The sequence below is a fragment of the Vibrio sp. A37 genome, from assembly GCF_059777565.1.
Genome location: NZ_JBLNLI010000002.1, coordinates 285,750 through 301,571, shown reverse-complemented (window position 1 = coordinate 301,571; position 15,822 = coordinate 285,750). Strand labels below are relative to the sequence as shown.

The window sequence follows — 15,822 nt, the reverse complement described above, 5'->3', positions numbered from 1 at the left end:
AGAGCTATTTAAGGTTTCTAAATAACTCACAGTCCATCACATTTATTTGAGTCGTTGTAGGGGGAACATAACTAACCCTCCCGATATCAAACATAAAACTTTCATCTGAATAAATAAGAAATGGTGTATTTACCTTAGTAAAATCAACACCATGCTCAGCTAGACACTTCAATGGAACAGATATAGTTATCCAATCAGTACCTTGGTTTGGCTTGGCTTGGCTTAAAGCACCACCTATATTGGCCACTGAACCGCAGGGATAAGTACAATGAGACGAAAGCTTCAATGACTTAGGAATAGTTCCTTTCGGCTTAATATCAAATTCTAGAGAATAATTTCCATGTAAAAAACGGCTCAAGTTTTTTCCAGATTTGTCTGGAGTTTGAATATAAAATTGCATAGGAAATTTATTACCAAAATCAATATCTAACGCATCATGCTGGTGTTTATAGTTAATCGGAGTTATGTGTGCATTTCCTATTGACACACTTTCCTGTTTGTTTACGAAGATCTCCTTCCATTTATTTATTTTACCACTAAACTTTGGCACAAATAACGTTGTTGCACCTTTCCCGAACAAATCAAATTTTACAGTAGGTATTTCCCCTATCACACTCTCGCCACAACCAACTAGCCTTTTATCTAACGTTAATTTAGTCAACTCTGGTAGTTTATCTTTATAAGATAGACCGTACCCATATGGAAATAATACGTTTGAATTCAAGTACTCATCTTCAAAATCAGGTCTGATATAGTTTGGAATATTTAAACTTGCACTATTTATGGAAGATGCACATTTTTTATTTGGCCAAGAGTACGACAGCTTGCCTTTAAAGTCGTAGTTATTTATCGAAAATAACACATCGATAATACCCTCTCCTTGCGTACCAGGTAACCATGCTGCCACAAAAGCATCGGATAAATTAAGTTCTTCATTAACATATAAGGGTCTTCCCGAGAAAAGTATTGTTACTGTTTTAAAGCCTCTATTTTTTAGCTCCTTTAAAATAGATAAATCTTTTTTATCGTTTAGTTCTGCATAGCTCAAAGTTTGATACGCTTTTATATCACCGTACATTTCTGCATACGGTTCCTCTCCCATAACGACAATCGCTACTGCATCACGAGGAGCTTTATCCATATCTGTATAAACATTTTTTTTACCCACATGCTTTTGAAATGCTTGTAAAACTGTGGATGAATGATCGAAGTCACTATTATTAACATCACTCCCTTGCCACGTTATAGTCCAACCACCAGTCTGCTTCTTCAGCTCATTTACCGCACTTCCTACTAACAAATAACTTTGGCTTTTACTTTTCAATGGTAATAAATTCTTATTATTTTTTAGTAAAACAAGTGACTCCCTAACTGCTTGCCTAGCAAGTTTTCTATGCGGTTCAGCACCTAATACTTCTTGAATGCCTGCGAGAGCTCGGTATGATGGACGAGGTTTCTCCCATAAACCTGCTCTCATTTTTACGCGTAATATTCTCGTGACAGCATCATTAATACGAGACATTGGAATTAAGCCTGAATTTACTTGTTTGATTACATTGTAATAAAAGTTCTTCCAATCTTTATTATCAGTTACCATAAATAAATCGTTACCAGCATTTACCGCTTGAACGCAATTAGAAGCAGTACACCCTTTAACTTCCCCATGTCCATTCCAGTCAGTAATTACAATGCCATCAAACTTCATTTTATCTTTCAGAACTTCTTGAATTAAGTATTTACTTCCATGCAGTTTTTCTTCACTTATTTGGACATTTTTTTCTCTACTCCTTAAAGAGTTGTTTAACCAAGAGTTAAATGAAGTCATGACAACTTGGGCTCCTGCATCTAGAGCTGAATAATATCCCAGTGCATGTATATTTCTAATATAATCTTCAGTATACTTGGTAACCCCTCTATCTATACCTTTAAAAGTTCCGCCATCCCCTACCCAATGTTTTACGGTTGCTAAAACTTTATACTCGGATCTTAATTGTTTTGCGTCCCCTTGTAGTCCTCGGACAATCGAGTTGGCATATTTGTAAACAATATCTGGTCTTTCTGAATAACCTTCATAGACTCTACCCCACCGGTAATCTCGGGGAACAGAAACCGCTGGCGCGAAAGTCAAATCAATGCCAGTTGCAACAACCTCTGTGGCAGTTGCTTGACCAATCTTATAAATAAGTTCAGGGTCGTTTGCCGCCCCTAAACCGATATTGTGAGGAAACATTGTCGCGCCATGTACGTTATTATGCCCATGAACTGCATCAGTAGCCCACATAAAAGGTATTCGAAAACCTCGCCCTGCATAAGCCTCATCTAAAGCAAGCCAATATTTGTCCGAAGTTTTTGCCCACTCGAGTGCTGTTGAGTTTCTATTTTTATTTGGCCAGCTCCCACCTCCATTAAGTACAGAGCCAATTTTGAATTGTTTTGCTTCGTCTGGACTAATTTGATTAAACTCAGGCATAATCATTTGTCCAACTTTTTCTCCCAACGTCATTTTTGACACAATGTCTGCCACACGTTCCTCTATGTATGCCTGCTTTTCAATTTTACTATTTACAGCTTTCCACTCTTTTAAATAAGGCAAGGAATTCGATTCTGAATCAACGATCGGCTTTTCACTGAAAGCAATAGAAGAGCTACCTAAGAAACACGAAATAAACAAAATAAGTTTTTTCATTCCGAAACCCTCTATAAAATCGCCATATTCTAATTCATCAATCTAATAAAATTTCTTTAGTATAGAATAGGCTGTCTTTACTGTTTTTATGTTGTTCAAGACAACCATAGTTTTGAAAAAGTGAAGCAGGTTCGTTTATTAAGTAATGTACTATATTGTATACATAGAAAACTAACCAAAGAAGTGATCATTTTTCGTATCAAACAATATCTACTTTTCGACCAAAACGAATACACTTCTGGCTTTAACAATCAAGTCCGTAGTTAACACTTTTTTCGCATCTTCTAGAGAAAAGTTACTCTCTGAACTCGTATCTATTAAACCATACCACTCACCATCGGTAGGTTTAGGAATTTGGAAAGAAAGATCTTCCCAGTAAGCATTAAAGGCAACGTAAATACGCAAGTTTAGTATTGGGTGATATAGTGAAAGTGCTATAGAATGAGAAAAGGTCGATGTATCTGGCTCATATGGTTTTACCCCATGCCACATTATGTCTGCATTTCTGACCGTATCATGCAATGAAACATGCGTATTCCACTCTACAGATGGAGTTCTAATGCGCAACATAATTAAACTTTTGACAAAAGAGTACAATTCTTTGTATTCATCAAGGTTTTTCCAGTTCACCCAACTTATCATATTATCTTGACAATAAGCGTTATTGTTACCCATTTGCGTCCTTCTAAATTCATCTCCCATATTTAGCATTGGAGTTCCTAGCGATAGAAATAAAGTAACTAATATATTTTTACATTGTTGATTTCTAATCCCCTCAACAATTGGGTCACATGTTGGTCCTTCTACACCATAATTGCAGGATAGGTTATGCTGCTCTCCATCTCTGTTTGATTCACCATTATCAAGATTACGTTTTGCGTTGTAACTTACCAAGTCATTCAACGTAAACCCATCATGAGCGCAAACAAAATTAATAGATCTATTCTCACTGTGAGTTACTTCTTGGTAGATATCTGGAGAACCAATAAAACGTTGCACAAATGACTCAACACTACCTTCATCACCCTTCCAAAACGCTCGGACATCGTCTCTAAATTTACCATTCCATTCTACCCAGCGTTCTCCAACAAAACTTCCAACTTGGTACAATCCACCGGCATCCCATGCTTCAGCAATAATTTTTATTCCAGAAAGTATCGGGTCAGAATCTATAGACAACAAAAGGGGTGGCTCTAACATCGGAAACCCATTACTATCTCTGGACAATACCGAGGCTAAGTCAAAACGAAATCCATCAACGTGCATCTCAGAAACCCAGTAATGTAAAGCATCCATGATCATTCTACGAGTTACACTGTTATTTGCATTAACTGTATTTCCACAGCCGCTATAATTACAATGGCCGTTAGTATCCATTATGTAGTATGAATCAGGTGCGAAACCTTTCATATTCAATGTTGGACCTTTTTCTCCCCCTTCCGCTGTATGATTAAATACTACATCTAAAATGACTTCTATATCTGCTTTATGTAATGCTTTAACTAAGGTTTTGAATTCATGAATACCAGTTTCTGCCTTACCATCACTGGCATATCCAGCATGAATTGCAAAAAAGTTTATTGGGCTATAGCCCCAATAGTTGTATCTATCATTTGGTGCATCTAGTGAGTCAAATTGTTGGACTGGTAAAAGCTCAACTGCCGTAACTCCTAGGTTTTTCAAGTAGCCTATTTTTTCTATCAACCCCAAGTAGCTGCCGCGGAGCTTTTCACTTACCTTAGAAGTCTCATGCTTAGTAAAGCCTGCAACATGAAGTTCGTATATAACACTTTTTTTGTATGGATGACGCGGGGGTATGTCATCATCCCAGTCAAATAACGAGTCGTCTATGACTTGGCTTTTAATAGAATCAAGGTGAGTCTTAGATGTGCGGTTATAACCTTTTGGTATGACCATTGCCTTAGCATATGGGTCCACTAAAGAACAACACAGCTCGTTTGGGCAATCTTCATGAACGACACTAAAGCTATATAGTTGACCATGCGTTACATTTGATACCCATATACACCAGTAGTCTCCCTGCTTATGAATTGCAGTATCCAATTCAAGCCGGTGACTAGGGTTAATATCGTATTCGGAGTCATATAAATTTAAAATAACCTTAGTAGCAGACTTTGAATAAACACTAAAGTTTGTTCCTTGTCCTTTTACCGACGCACCTAAAGGATAAGGACTACCAACCCATGTATACAATTCTAACGCTTCACAATCCATGCTAAAACCCAACCGTTAATAATTTTCAATCTATGTTTAAAATAACACATTGCTAAGTTTTGTATTTCCCTCAGTTAACACTTTAATTACTTTCAATTAAAATATGTGGTTCATATAATAAAAGCAGCAAATACTATAAACAATATAGTTAATATTGATGTGCACTAGCCAGAGGTTTGATTTTCTCGGTCGCAAAGTTCAAAGATAAGTAGGTTCTCTCGGAATACATAAACACCTTGGAGTAAATGATCTTTTTCATCCGTTAAAAACTAAAGGCAATGACTCCTATCAGCTTAGTTTATAACAGATGTTGCGCTTAAAGCGACGGAGGACTCTCAATTGTAAAGGGTTTTCTTTTCATTCATCGTCAAGGTTAATCGGTTCTTTTCCTATAAAACTGCCATTTTTCTTTCAGAAATAAAAAATTAATAATTATATTATATATTACAAGAAATATCTTAAGTTTCATTATCAACCTATAAATTTATTATATTTATGATGCAAAAATTGTTAGGCATTTTATGTTTAATTAATGAATGATATTTAAGATATTAATTGACCGATTGAATTTTAAACTAATTGAGCCCAAACTATGAGTGAAGAAAAAAACCAAGCTCCCGGCGTAGAAATTACCACATCTGAAGGGATCAGCACGCAGTCTTCAGAGTGGATAAGTACAGTTATAGGGAATAAATCTGAAGTGACACTTGGGAATTACTTTAGCGTAGCATTTCCGTGTACAAATAAAATATATGCTTCAGAGTATACCCAGTATTATCCTGGTTATAAATTGGACGTTATATATAAGACAGATAAGTATGAGGGCTGGAAAAACACTTTGACAGGATGGTCAGATGACTTCTATCTTAGACGCTTTAAAGCTGCACAATCTGAATTGAAACTAAGCCAGTCTAAACTTGAAGCATGTCAGTCAGATGTAAAAGCTAAACAGCTGGCGGTAGAAGCACATGATACTGAAGTCAATCAAAGAGCATTACATGCAGCAAATTGGGAGTTATTTACAGCAAATAAACGTGTCGAGACTTCAAAATCTGAAATAGCTGTAGAGTACGACAACGTTAAACAAAGTATTTCTAAAGCCAAACTAAAAAAAATAGATGCATACATTGAAAAATCTAGTATTAAAATTATGAATGATATTATAAGTATTGGTTCAATCTAGACCTAATATTTCAGCTTAAAATGATGCCAGTCATACCAGACTCTTTTCAATTTCTATGGTATCGAACCAGTTCTTTCCGTGCTTTGATCGGATGAACATTAGCTGCTCCAGCTAGACTGGACACTGAACTTAGCGACATTTTGCTTTTCAAAGTCAATTGGGCTTAAACAGTTGTTTAGCGGGAGCAGCACCCACGCTTGAGAGTTTCTGCTTTCAATTTAGGAGAATGGAAAGTACGTTTTTCTTGTTTATCATAGTGTACTTCGTTGGTGATTTTACTCACTTAACTCAGTTCAATAAACTTATTCTGTGAATCAGATGGTTACAACCAAATTAACTTAACATAACTTCAGACTATAACCACTTTGCCTGTTTAGCCTCCCAGAGCATGGTCATACAAAACTATTATATAAAGTGGAATAGATATTCAATTCAAATTTTAGAATTCAAAGAAGAAAAACGAAGTAAATTTAAAAGGATTCCAGATACAACAAAGCCAAGCTAAACGCTTGGCTTTGTTGTTAAATTTGGTGGGTCCGGGCGAACTCGAATCGCCGACCCCCGCCATGTCAAGGCGATACTCTAACCAACTGAGCTACGGACCCAAATTTTTGTTCTTTTGCATAAGTATGCGTTAAGGAGTGGTGGGTCCGGGCGAACTCGAATCGCCGACCCCTACCATGTCAAGGTAGTACTCTAACCAACTGAGCTACGGACCCATTCCTTAAGAACGAGGAGGATATTAACGATTGTTTGGTGGCGGTGCAAGTACAATTTCTTGAATTATGAACCAACTGGTGAACATATCACCGAGCTGGGTATTTTTCGATCTTTCTATGCGATTATGGCGTATATGGAATAACAATATGGAAGCGCACGCCTTCATTGACTGCAGCATCACAATCTATTTTGCCGCGTAGCAATTGAACAACTAAATTATAAACGACATGTGTACCTAACCCACTCCCTCCAAGTCCTCTTTTGGACGTAACAAAAGGATCAAAAATGCGGTCGGCTATATCAACATCGAGTCCCCGTCCAGTATCTCGGTAATCAATATACACATTGTCACCGTTACGTTTGATCGTGATATAGATTTTCTTCTCACCTTCCCAGTCCTCGAAGCCATGAATAATCGAGTTAATAATCAAGTTCGAATAAATTTGAACGAAGCTTCCAGGGAAGCTAGTCATATTTAAACCTTTCTCACATTCAACAACCACTTCACAACGTGCTTTTTTCAATTTGTGATGCAGTGAAGCAATAACCTGCCCCAAATTTTCTGCCATATTAAAGTTGTAACTAGCCTCACTCGATTGATCAACCGCAACTTGTTTAAAGCTTTTAATTAATTCAGATGCTCTATTAAGGCTATTAGATAAGATATCAGAGGAATCATTTAAACATTCGATGAATCCTTGTACATCATTTTCGGTTAGTTTTTCATCTTTAAATTGTTGGTCAAAAATATCGGTTTGCTCTTTTAAAAACGAAGCCGCAGTGACACAAACGCCTATCGGAGTATTAACTTCATGAGCAACGCCAGCAACTAATTCACCTAAGCTCGCCATTTTTTCAGACTCAACCAGTATATCCTGAGTTTGCTTTAACTCGGTGACTGCTTTTGTAAGCTGCAAATTACTCTCTTCCAAGCTTGCTGTCCGTTCACGCACTTTTTGTTCAAGTTGTTCATTGAGTAACTTAAACTCCATTTGCATTTCTTTTAAGTCAGTTACATCGTAACCAAACCCAATGTAGTACTCTAACTGCTCATTTTTATGAAATGGAACGAAACTCCATACGACCGTACTAAGTTGACCTGCATGGTCGATCATGACAATTTCCAGATCTTTTATCTTCCCACTGTAGCGAATCTTATCAACTATACCTTGCTTGTTGTCGTCTCGAGCAAACAGATTTAGCCAATTCCTACCTAGCAGTTGCTTAGATGATAGACCTGTGATCGTTTCACCACTGGGATTAATGGTTTCTATCGTCATGTCTTCGTTAAGGCAACAGATGATCGTGCTGGAAGTTTTAATTATCGTATCGGAAAAATCTCGTTCTTGTTGGAGTTGTATATTTGATAGTTTCTTCGCTTCGAGTTCATCGATGATCTTTTCTCGCATATTATTAATGGTATCAGCTAACATATCGAGCTCGTCAGATACCCTTTTTGAGTTTGATCGTCCTTCTAGCAGCAAGGGTTTACCACTCGGTGTTAAGTCTAAGTGCTTGGTATAGTGAGCAAGCTTATTAATATGACGAATCACAATCATATAAATGAGCCAGAGAATGACTATAGATACGACAAATGTTTTAATTGCTTGGCTAACTAAAATGATTAGAGATTTATTTAAAATACGGTCATATACTTCGTCCAAGGTTGCTGCGACAAACAATTTCCCAACCATTTGACCTTGATAAACTAAATCAAACTCTCTACTAATGTCATAACTCTTTTGTAGTTTTCCTCGCTCAATAAGTGGCACTAAAGCATCACCCAATATCTCCTTTACAACCACGTACTGCATATTAGGTAATCGCATAATACCATCGAGCTGTACTTCGACCTGCGCTTGATCCAAGTTCCAATAGCTCGTTGCGATAGATTCTAAAAAGCTGATTTCAATCTGATCGATACTATTTTCAATTTGACCAACGTCTTGACGATAGTCCCAAAATAGCTGGATCGCAGTAATAAGCACGGCGAGTAAGCTACTGCAAAGGAGTATGTATGAAAGTAGGCGGAATGAAAGGCTATGCTGACCAGCGATTTTTTTGAAGCTGGGCTTGAATCTAGGCATCCACATTATCCTTGCTAAGGAACATCATTCTTTTCCCTTTATGGGTTTCGGCCATAAGTAAAATCCACTACTAACAAAGTATGGACTGAGGTAGAAAAATTGCCAATTTTGTCCATCCATTTCCTCCTACAAACCTTTAAATTTTCAACCAAATAACAATAGTTACGTGCCAAATATAAAATTCAACATCTTGTATTAGGCTTTATATGGTAAATCAATCAAAAATCTGACACCTTCAGACACATTTGATTCACAGACAATGTTTCCTTTAAGTAGCTGTACCACTAAGTTATATATTACGTGTGTGCCCAACCCGCTTCCTCCGGCACCCCGCTTGGTGGTAACAAACGGATCGAAAATTCTATCAGCCATTTCTTTGTCAACACCTTTCCCGGTGTCCCGATAATCTATAAACAGGCGATCTTGCTTTTGCTCTATGGAAATATAGATTTTTCTATCTCCCTCCCAGTTATCAAATCCATGAATAAGCGAGTTAATGACTAAATTAGAGTAAATCTGCGCAAAGCTTCCTGGGAAACTTGTTATCGTAATGTCTGGGTTGCAGTCTGTGATAACTTCTGCATTAGACTTTTTCAGTTTGTGATTTAGAGAAGTAAGAACTTGCTGTAAATTATCCGCAACGTTATATCGATAACAAGCTTCACTTGACTGATCGACAGCAACTTGTTTAAAGCTACGAACGAGTTGCGAAGCTCTATTTAAGCTACCAATTAAAAGATCGGTAGACTCATTTATTCCAGCGGTAAAATCTTCAATATCAGCATCAGTTAGATCTCGACTTTCAGACACTCTTGAAAGGTCTTTTGATTGATCACGTAAAAACGAAGCCGCCGTCAAACTGATTCCTAAAGGGGTATTTATTTCGTGAGCAATACCCGCTACCAAGCTACCTAAACTCGCCATCTTTTCTGACTCAACGAGTATTGACTGAGTTTGTTTCAGCTGTTCAAAGGCTTCTGCCAAGCGTTTATTACTGTTTTCTAAGCTTTCCGTTCTTTCCGCGACCTTAGTTTCCAAACTTTCGTTAAGAGTATTAAGCTCATTTTGGATTCTCTTCATAGAAGTGACATTGTAACCAAAAGCAATATACTGCTGTAATTGGCCTTGCTGATAGAATGGGACGAAACTCCAAATCAATGTATTAATGCACTGGTCAGGCGTCTGCATGTCAAGTTCTTGCTCGTGTAAACTCGCCGTGTTTTGGATTTGAGAAGCAAGCAAGTCGGCGTCAACATCAACAGTAAATATTTCAATCCAGTTCTTACCACTCAATTTATCCCTAGATAGACCTGTCAGCTTTTCTCCTGCGCTATTTATTGTCCGAATAGAAAGTTCTTTATCTACACAACAAATGACGGTGCTTGAAGACTCTATGACGGTTTCAGAAAACTCCTTTTCTGTACTAAGCTGCTGGTTCGCTGATTTGCGTTCATCAAGCTCAGTATGAATTTTTTCACGCATTCTATTTATGGTTGACGTTAAAACGTCTAACTCATCACGGTCTTTCTTTTCCGAATCCCTACCCTTAAGCTTTAAAGGCTTACCAAGCTCCTCAAAATCCAAGGCATAAGTGTAATTCGCCATTCGGTTTAGATGACGAATAAGAATTAAGTAAATAATCCATAAAATCGCTACTGAAACAATGAATGTTTTTATCATTTGGCTGATTAATAGCAGCGCGGACTTTTCTATTAAACGTTTGTAAACTTCATCTAGTGACGCGGCCACTAGCAACCGACCAACAACCTCCCCTTCAAAAATCAGCTCGAACTCTCGCTGAATATCAAAGCTATCGGTCAGTGTCCCTCTCTCAATCAAAGGCGCATCACTTTCTTCAGTCCCCTCAGAAACCATTACGTAAGTCATATTGGGGAAGTTCATGATTCCTTCGACTTGCACTCGGATTTGGTCTTCATCCAAACTCCAATAGCTGGCCGCAATAGGCTCGATAAAGCTAGCTTCAATCTGATCGATGTTATTCCGAATACGCTTAACGTCGTGCTGATAATCCCACAGCAGTTGAATTCCAGTAATGACAAGTGCTAGGACTGTACTACAAAGCAAAATATAAAACAGAATCCTATTGGACAGGCTTCTTCGGTTAAATATTTTGTTGGACTTAGCCAATAATCCCCACATCAAATAATCATCCTTGGGCTTTCCAGAGCATTACCTTTTTGCTTTATTCAGTATGGCTGTAAGGTTCAGAATTTCCAGTTATATTGGTTGATAGGCAAACAGCTTAATACTAGTGTAGCTACTACTTTATTCCCTCTAAACCTAATAGTCTCCTTCATCACTCTCATAAACTACGTTGTAGTTTTCGGTGTACGTACATTGAGGCTGACGGCTACAGGTGAAAAATCGTCGTCCTTTAAACTCCCCCGCACTAGCTGTTCTCACCACCATTGGGCTACCACATTTTTTGCAAAACCTAATATCTGCATCTTCCTCTATGAGATCGATATGAGCTGCCAACAACCTTCGAAGCCTACTAACCTGATAGCTATGTTTAATTGAGGTACCAATAAGAGGAATATTGGCGGATTTACATACATGCATAAGTAGTTTTTCACGCTCAACCTTCCCTTTATTTAGCTCTAATCCGTTGTCTAGCTCGATAACGACTCGAACTTCCATAGTGCGAGGGTCACACACTACAAAGTCAAAATAGCTTTTGGCTATCCGCTGATTTGCAACAAACCATTGTTTCTTGCTTCTTGCTTCTGGCCCAATAACGCTTGTCATGGCGACCTTCGTCATAACTACCCCATTTTCCCCTACAGCCGTTGTTAATGCGTTATAAAAAGCACCTTGTTTTAAGTTGAGTAACGGGCCTTTCTTTTTGTAATTACACTCATTGAGAGTATCTTGTTTAACCAGCTTCTTTTGCGCCAAAATAAAAAATATGACCAACAGGACAAAAATTATAATTACGCTTTCCATCTATTCGCCTGATATTTAACAAATTTCAACTAGTATATACACAAATGATATGAAGAGGCAGAATCCGAGGTAAAGTCGACTGATTCTGTTCTAGGAAGTCTGTATAAATCACAAATCTGGATCTACGCACATTTATTCTTTATATAAGCCCTGTTCACTCACTTTGAAACTTCGTTGAAGCGCAAGAATAGGTATTTAAGGTAAAAAAACGTTGCAAATCGAACAAGCTCCTACCAAGAAAAGAAAATAAACATTGTCACTCTTCACCAAAGATATAGTTATCCATCATTGCCACAATTTTACCAATTTCCGGCTTGGTAATCGTATCGTTGGCACCTAGAGCCAAAGCTTTTGCTCTATTGTCTTCACTCATTAACGAAGAAAACATAACTATCGGTAAATCGGTATAAACTTCATTATCACGCAACCTTTTAACAAGATGCATGCCGTCCATTTTCGGCATTTCTACGTCAGTCACTACGGCATTGATTATTTCTGAAATTGGAACATTTTCTTCCTCAGATACTTTCTGTATCTCAAGAAGTTTTTCATGAGCTTCTCCACCATCTTTACAAGCGATAATGTTAAAACCAGCCGATGACAGAGTGTCTTGAATTAAGCTACGAATGAAAGCAGAGTCATCAACTACCATAATGGTTTTAGCATTTCGTTTAGCCACCATTTTTTGATTAAGATCGACCGAGCGGTCAACAGTGATGTCATATTTTTCCATGCTCAATTCTGGGTTGATATCAGCAATAATTTTTTCAAAATCAAGAATCATAATGAGGTTTTCGTCTTTTCTCACGACGGCAACGACACAGTCTTGCTCCCCGGCTTCAAGAAATTGACTTGGAGATTCAACATCGTTCCAAGAAATTCTATGAATGCGGCTAATGCTGTCTATCAAAAAACCGTTGGTCATCTTGTTAAAGTCCGTCACTATCACAAACTTTTTCTCAATGTCTTTTGGGGTTGGAACACCAAGCCAACCACCTAAATCAACCAATGGAGTTAAAATGTCTCGCGAGGAAAACACACCAATCATATGGGGTTGAGCATTCGGATAGTCCGTTGTTTCCGGCACTTGAATCACTTCTCTAACCTTAGCTACATTGATACCGTAGTAACAAATTTTGGTTCCACCATCAGGTAGCTGCTTTTTTAAGTGAAACTCAATTATTTCTAACTCATTTGTGCCGCTTTCGGTCAATATTGTGCTGCTTGAAGTTGTCATAAAGTTTCTTCACCGGTATTTATTCAAAATCACTTGGTATTCCGTTAATCCGTTTTGACCAACATTCTCTTTGATGATATTCAGTGCTCGTTGTAGCTTATTAATCAAAACGCTATCTATATTCCTATTAAAAGCGTAGTACAATTCACCTTCCTGTAGCAGATAGACACTTTCGAAGTCTTGCTGCTCATAACCAGACTTTTCTAACCACCACCGAGCAACATTTTCTTCATAGGCCCAGAGGTCAATACGACCTTTTTTTAAGGATTTAGCTAAGGCTTGCGCATTATTGCGCTCTTGCATTGACTCCCTTGGTACTCCAAGTTCTAACAAGAGTTGTTCGCCCACATCGTCACGAATCACACCAATGGAGTAATTCATCAACTGCTCGGGAGAACTAATTGTGATGCCTTGTTCTTTTCTAGCCATAACGACAATCCGAGTTTTTCCAATAGGCCCTACCCATTGAAACAACGTCTCTCTAAGCTTAGTTCTTGTTGTCGAGAATAAAACGGTATTCTTGTTAACCAACGCCTCACGATACGCGCTCGACCATGCCAAGATTGAAATGCTTGATTTAGATATGGAATCACCAGAAATCTCAGAAGCTCTAAGTAACAAGTCAACTGCAATACCTGATAGCTCGTTACCAGAGGTGTAGTTGTAAGGAGGGTACTCTTCGGTCACATAACTTAACTTATCTAGTGAACTTGAGTGGCTGGCATCAACTAAGGTGGCACAGAAAACTAAGCCCACAGCTAACGCTGAACGGAGACCCCAATCCATTTGCACCTCAAATAACTACTAATCCATTTATCATTAAAATGTAGGAGCCCATTCAGTAATAGTCTAGCTCTCAGTCAGATATCACTCAGCTAGCAGGCAAATTTAATAGTCAGTAATTCATATAGTTTCATACATCAAGTTTTATGCACTACCTCACACAACAGACTGTACAATATTTGTGCAAGCGCAATTTCAAGGAGGTATAATCAGTATGTATCTAGTGAAAAATTATTAAGACTCTGTGTGGCGTTCGCGAGCAATAAAATACAATCATAATGCCGTGTTCCACACGTATAAAAAGTCAAAGGAACAAAAGTATGGCAAGGTTAAAGGAAAAAATAATGACACGCGACGTTTTTGGCATTTGCCTTTCAAAAGCAATGCTGTCAGAACGTCTAAGTGATACATTCACGCATATACGTGTTTATCGGGGCAACGCTCAGAACAAAGAGATGCAAATTATCGATTCGTACCCCCAGATGTCAGGGAAAGAGGTACTTAGCACGATGAAATGCTGTGGAGCTAGGAAGGTCCTTTGGCGAGCTGAATTTTGTTGTCCTTCGTTAAAATAATTTTATCAGAGGGTGCCAAAAGTATTTAGCCCCTCTGATTTTAATTCTCTTCTTACGTTAAGCCAGTAGTACTGTTTTCTAACTTGGCTTTGGTTTTGTGTTTTCTTCAGTTTCATCCCACCCCTGCCCTCCAAATATGGATCAAACGCAAATTATTCTATTTATGGATATAAACTCCATGATTAACTCACATCTCACCCAATAAAACATGGCATAAACGCCAGACAAAACTATCTTTCATAAAGACTTAGTCAAACTTTAAACGAACACACTTAATTAGTTACGGCGTCACTCAATGCGGAGGTTTTAGGATGCAACAAGAACAAAAAGAAAAACCTATCGTACTTATTGTTGATGATATCCCGGATAATATACATACCCTTTCCGGTATTCTTTCGGATGATTTCAGAATTAAGGCTGCGACAAATGGGCCAAAAGCAATACAAATAGCGAATACCATACCTAAACCACATCTAATTTTACTCGATATCATGATGCCAGAAATGGATGGGTATGAAGTATCGCAAAAGCTTAAGTCCAATCCATTTACAGAGAATATCCCGATAATATTTGTCACAGCAAAAACAGATACGGTAGATGAGCAGAAAGGATTTGAACTTGGGGCCGTAGATTATATTACAAAACCTGTGAGCCCACCGATTGTACTCGCTCGCGTTAAAACACATATTTCCTTGTATGACCAAAATTTAGCGCTTTCTAGTCAAGTTAGACTTAGGACAGAGCAACTAGAAAAAAGCCGTTTAGAAATTATTCAACGGTTGGGCCGAGCTGCCGAATATAAAGACAACGAGACAGGAATGCATGTAGTAAGAATGAGTCACTATTCGATGCTTTTAGCCCAACAACTAGACGTGAGTGCAGATTGGATAGAGCTACTATTTCATGCTTCTCCTATGCACGATATCGGCAAGATTGGCATCCCAGACCACATTTTAAGAAAACCTGGAAAATTAGATCCTGAAGAGTGGGAAGTGATGCAACAACACGTTCAAATTGGCGGAGATATTATCGGCAATAGTGATTCTGAGTTACTGCAAATGGCCCAAGAGATCGCTCTTTATCATCATGAAAAATGGGACGGCAGCGGATACCCTCACGGAACTGCAGGAGACGAAATTCCTTTGAGTGCTCGTATAGTGGCCATCGCAGACGTTTTTGATGCCTTGACCAGTGGACGACCATACAAGCCAGCTTGGCGCATTGAGGATGCAAAATCCTTTCTTAGTGAACAAGCTGGCAAACATTTCGATCCAGACTTAGTGTCCATTTTTCTCAGCAAAATGAGTGAAATTATAAAAATAAAAGAGTCTTTTAAGGACGACGTATAA

Annotated in this window: 10 protein-coding genes and 2 tRNA genes; 3 read left to right on the top strand and 9 right to left on the bottom strand. The window is 38.1% G+C overall.

Features of this window, described 5'->3' with window-relative positions; genetic code table 11:
* Positions 1–4 precede the first annotated feature (4 nt).
* The gene (locus ACM2FC_RS04975; RefSeq protein ID WP_498479758.1) at positions 5–2,686 is read right to left on the bottom strand and encodes a glycoside hydrolase family 3 protein; all 2,682 of its coding nucleotides are present in this window, start codon (positions 2,684–2,686) and stop codon (positions 5–7) included.
* Positions 2,687–2,896: 210 nt separating this feature from the next.
* Positions 2,897–4,921, bottom strand: coding sequence for a glycogen debranching protein (locus ACM2FC_RS04970; RefSeq protein ID WP_498479757.1), 2,025 nt, complete (start codon positions 4,919–4,921; stop codon positions 2,897–2,899).
* A gap of 592 nt (positions 4,922–5,513) precedes the next feature.
* Here ACM2FC_RS04970 and ACM2FC_RS04965 point away from each other — a divergent pair.
* Entirely contained in the window at positions 5,514–6,104 is a 591-nt protein-coding gene (locus ACM2FC_RS04965) for a hypothetical protein (RefSeq protein ID WP_498479756.1), read from the top strand.
* Between the two features lie 528 nt (positions 6,105–6,632).
* On the opposite strand, the gene ACM2FC_RS04960 is transcribed toward ACM2FC_RS04965, so the two are convergent.
* The 7 genes from ACM2FC_RS04960 to ACM2FC_RS04930 all read right to left on the bottom strand — a co-directional run bounded on the left by ACM2FC_RS04960 (position 6,633) and on the right by ACM2FC_RS04930 (position 13,901).
* Positions 6,633–6,709, bottom strand: a tRNA-Val gene (locus ACM2FC_RS04960).
* Between the two features lie 37 nt (positions 6,710–6,746).
* Positions 6,747–6,823: transfer RNA gene (locus tag ACM2FC_RS04955), tRNA-Val, on the bottom strand.
* Between the two features lie 123 nt (positions 6,824–6,946).
* Entirely contained in the window at positions 6,947–8,911 is a 1,965-nt protein-coding gene (locus ACM2FC_RS04950; protein WP_498479755.1) for an ATP-binding protein, read from the bottom strand.
* A 195-nt stretch (positions 8,912–9,106) separates the two neighbouring features.
* On the bottom strand, positions 9,107–11,071 hold the full coding sequence (locus ACM2FC_RS04945; protein ID WP_498479754.1) for a PAS domain-containing sensor histidine kinase: 1,965 nt from the start codon (positions 11,069–11,071) through the stop codon (positions 9,107–9,109).
* 141 nt (positions 11,072–11,212) lie between these two features.
* Positions 11,213–11,878, bottom strand: a complete 666-nt coding sequence (locus ACM2FC_RS04940; protein ID WP_498479753.1) for a DUF2726 domain-containing protein — start codon at positions 11,876–11,878, stop codon at positions 11,213–11,215.
* Between the two features lie 256 nt (positions 11,879–12,134).
* Positions 12,135–13,115, bottom strand: coding sequence for a chemotaxis protein (locus tag ACM2FC_RS04935; RefSeq protein ID WP_498479752.1), 981 nt, complete (start codon positions 13,113–13,115; stop codon positions 12,135–12,137).
* A 9-nt stretch (positions 13,116–13,124) separates the two neighbouring features.
* The gene (locus ACM2FC_RS04930) at positions 13,125–13,901 is read right to left on the bottom strand and encodes a substrate-binding periplasmic protein (protein WP_498479751.1); all 777 of its coding nucleotides are present in this window, start codon (positions 13,899–13,901) and stop codon (positions 13,125–13,127) included.
* A 341-nt stretch (positions 13,902–14,242) separates the two neighbouring features.
* On the opposite strand from ACM2FC_RS04930, the gene ACM2FC_RS04925 reads away from it, so the two are divergent.
* Positions 14,243–14,473, top strand: coding sequence for a hypothetical protein (locus tag ACM2FC_RS04925; RefSeq protein ID WP_498479749.1), 231 nt, complete (start codon positions 14,243–14,245; stop codon positions 14,471–14,473).
* Positions 14,474–14,784: 311 nt separating this feature from the next.
* The gene (locus ACM2FC_RS04920) at positions 14,785–15,822 is read left to right on the top strand and encodes an HD domain-containing phosphohydrolase (RefSeq protein WP_498479747.1); all 1,038 of its coding nucleotides are present in this window, start codon (positions 14,785–14,787) and stop codon (positions 15,820–15,822) included.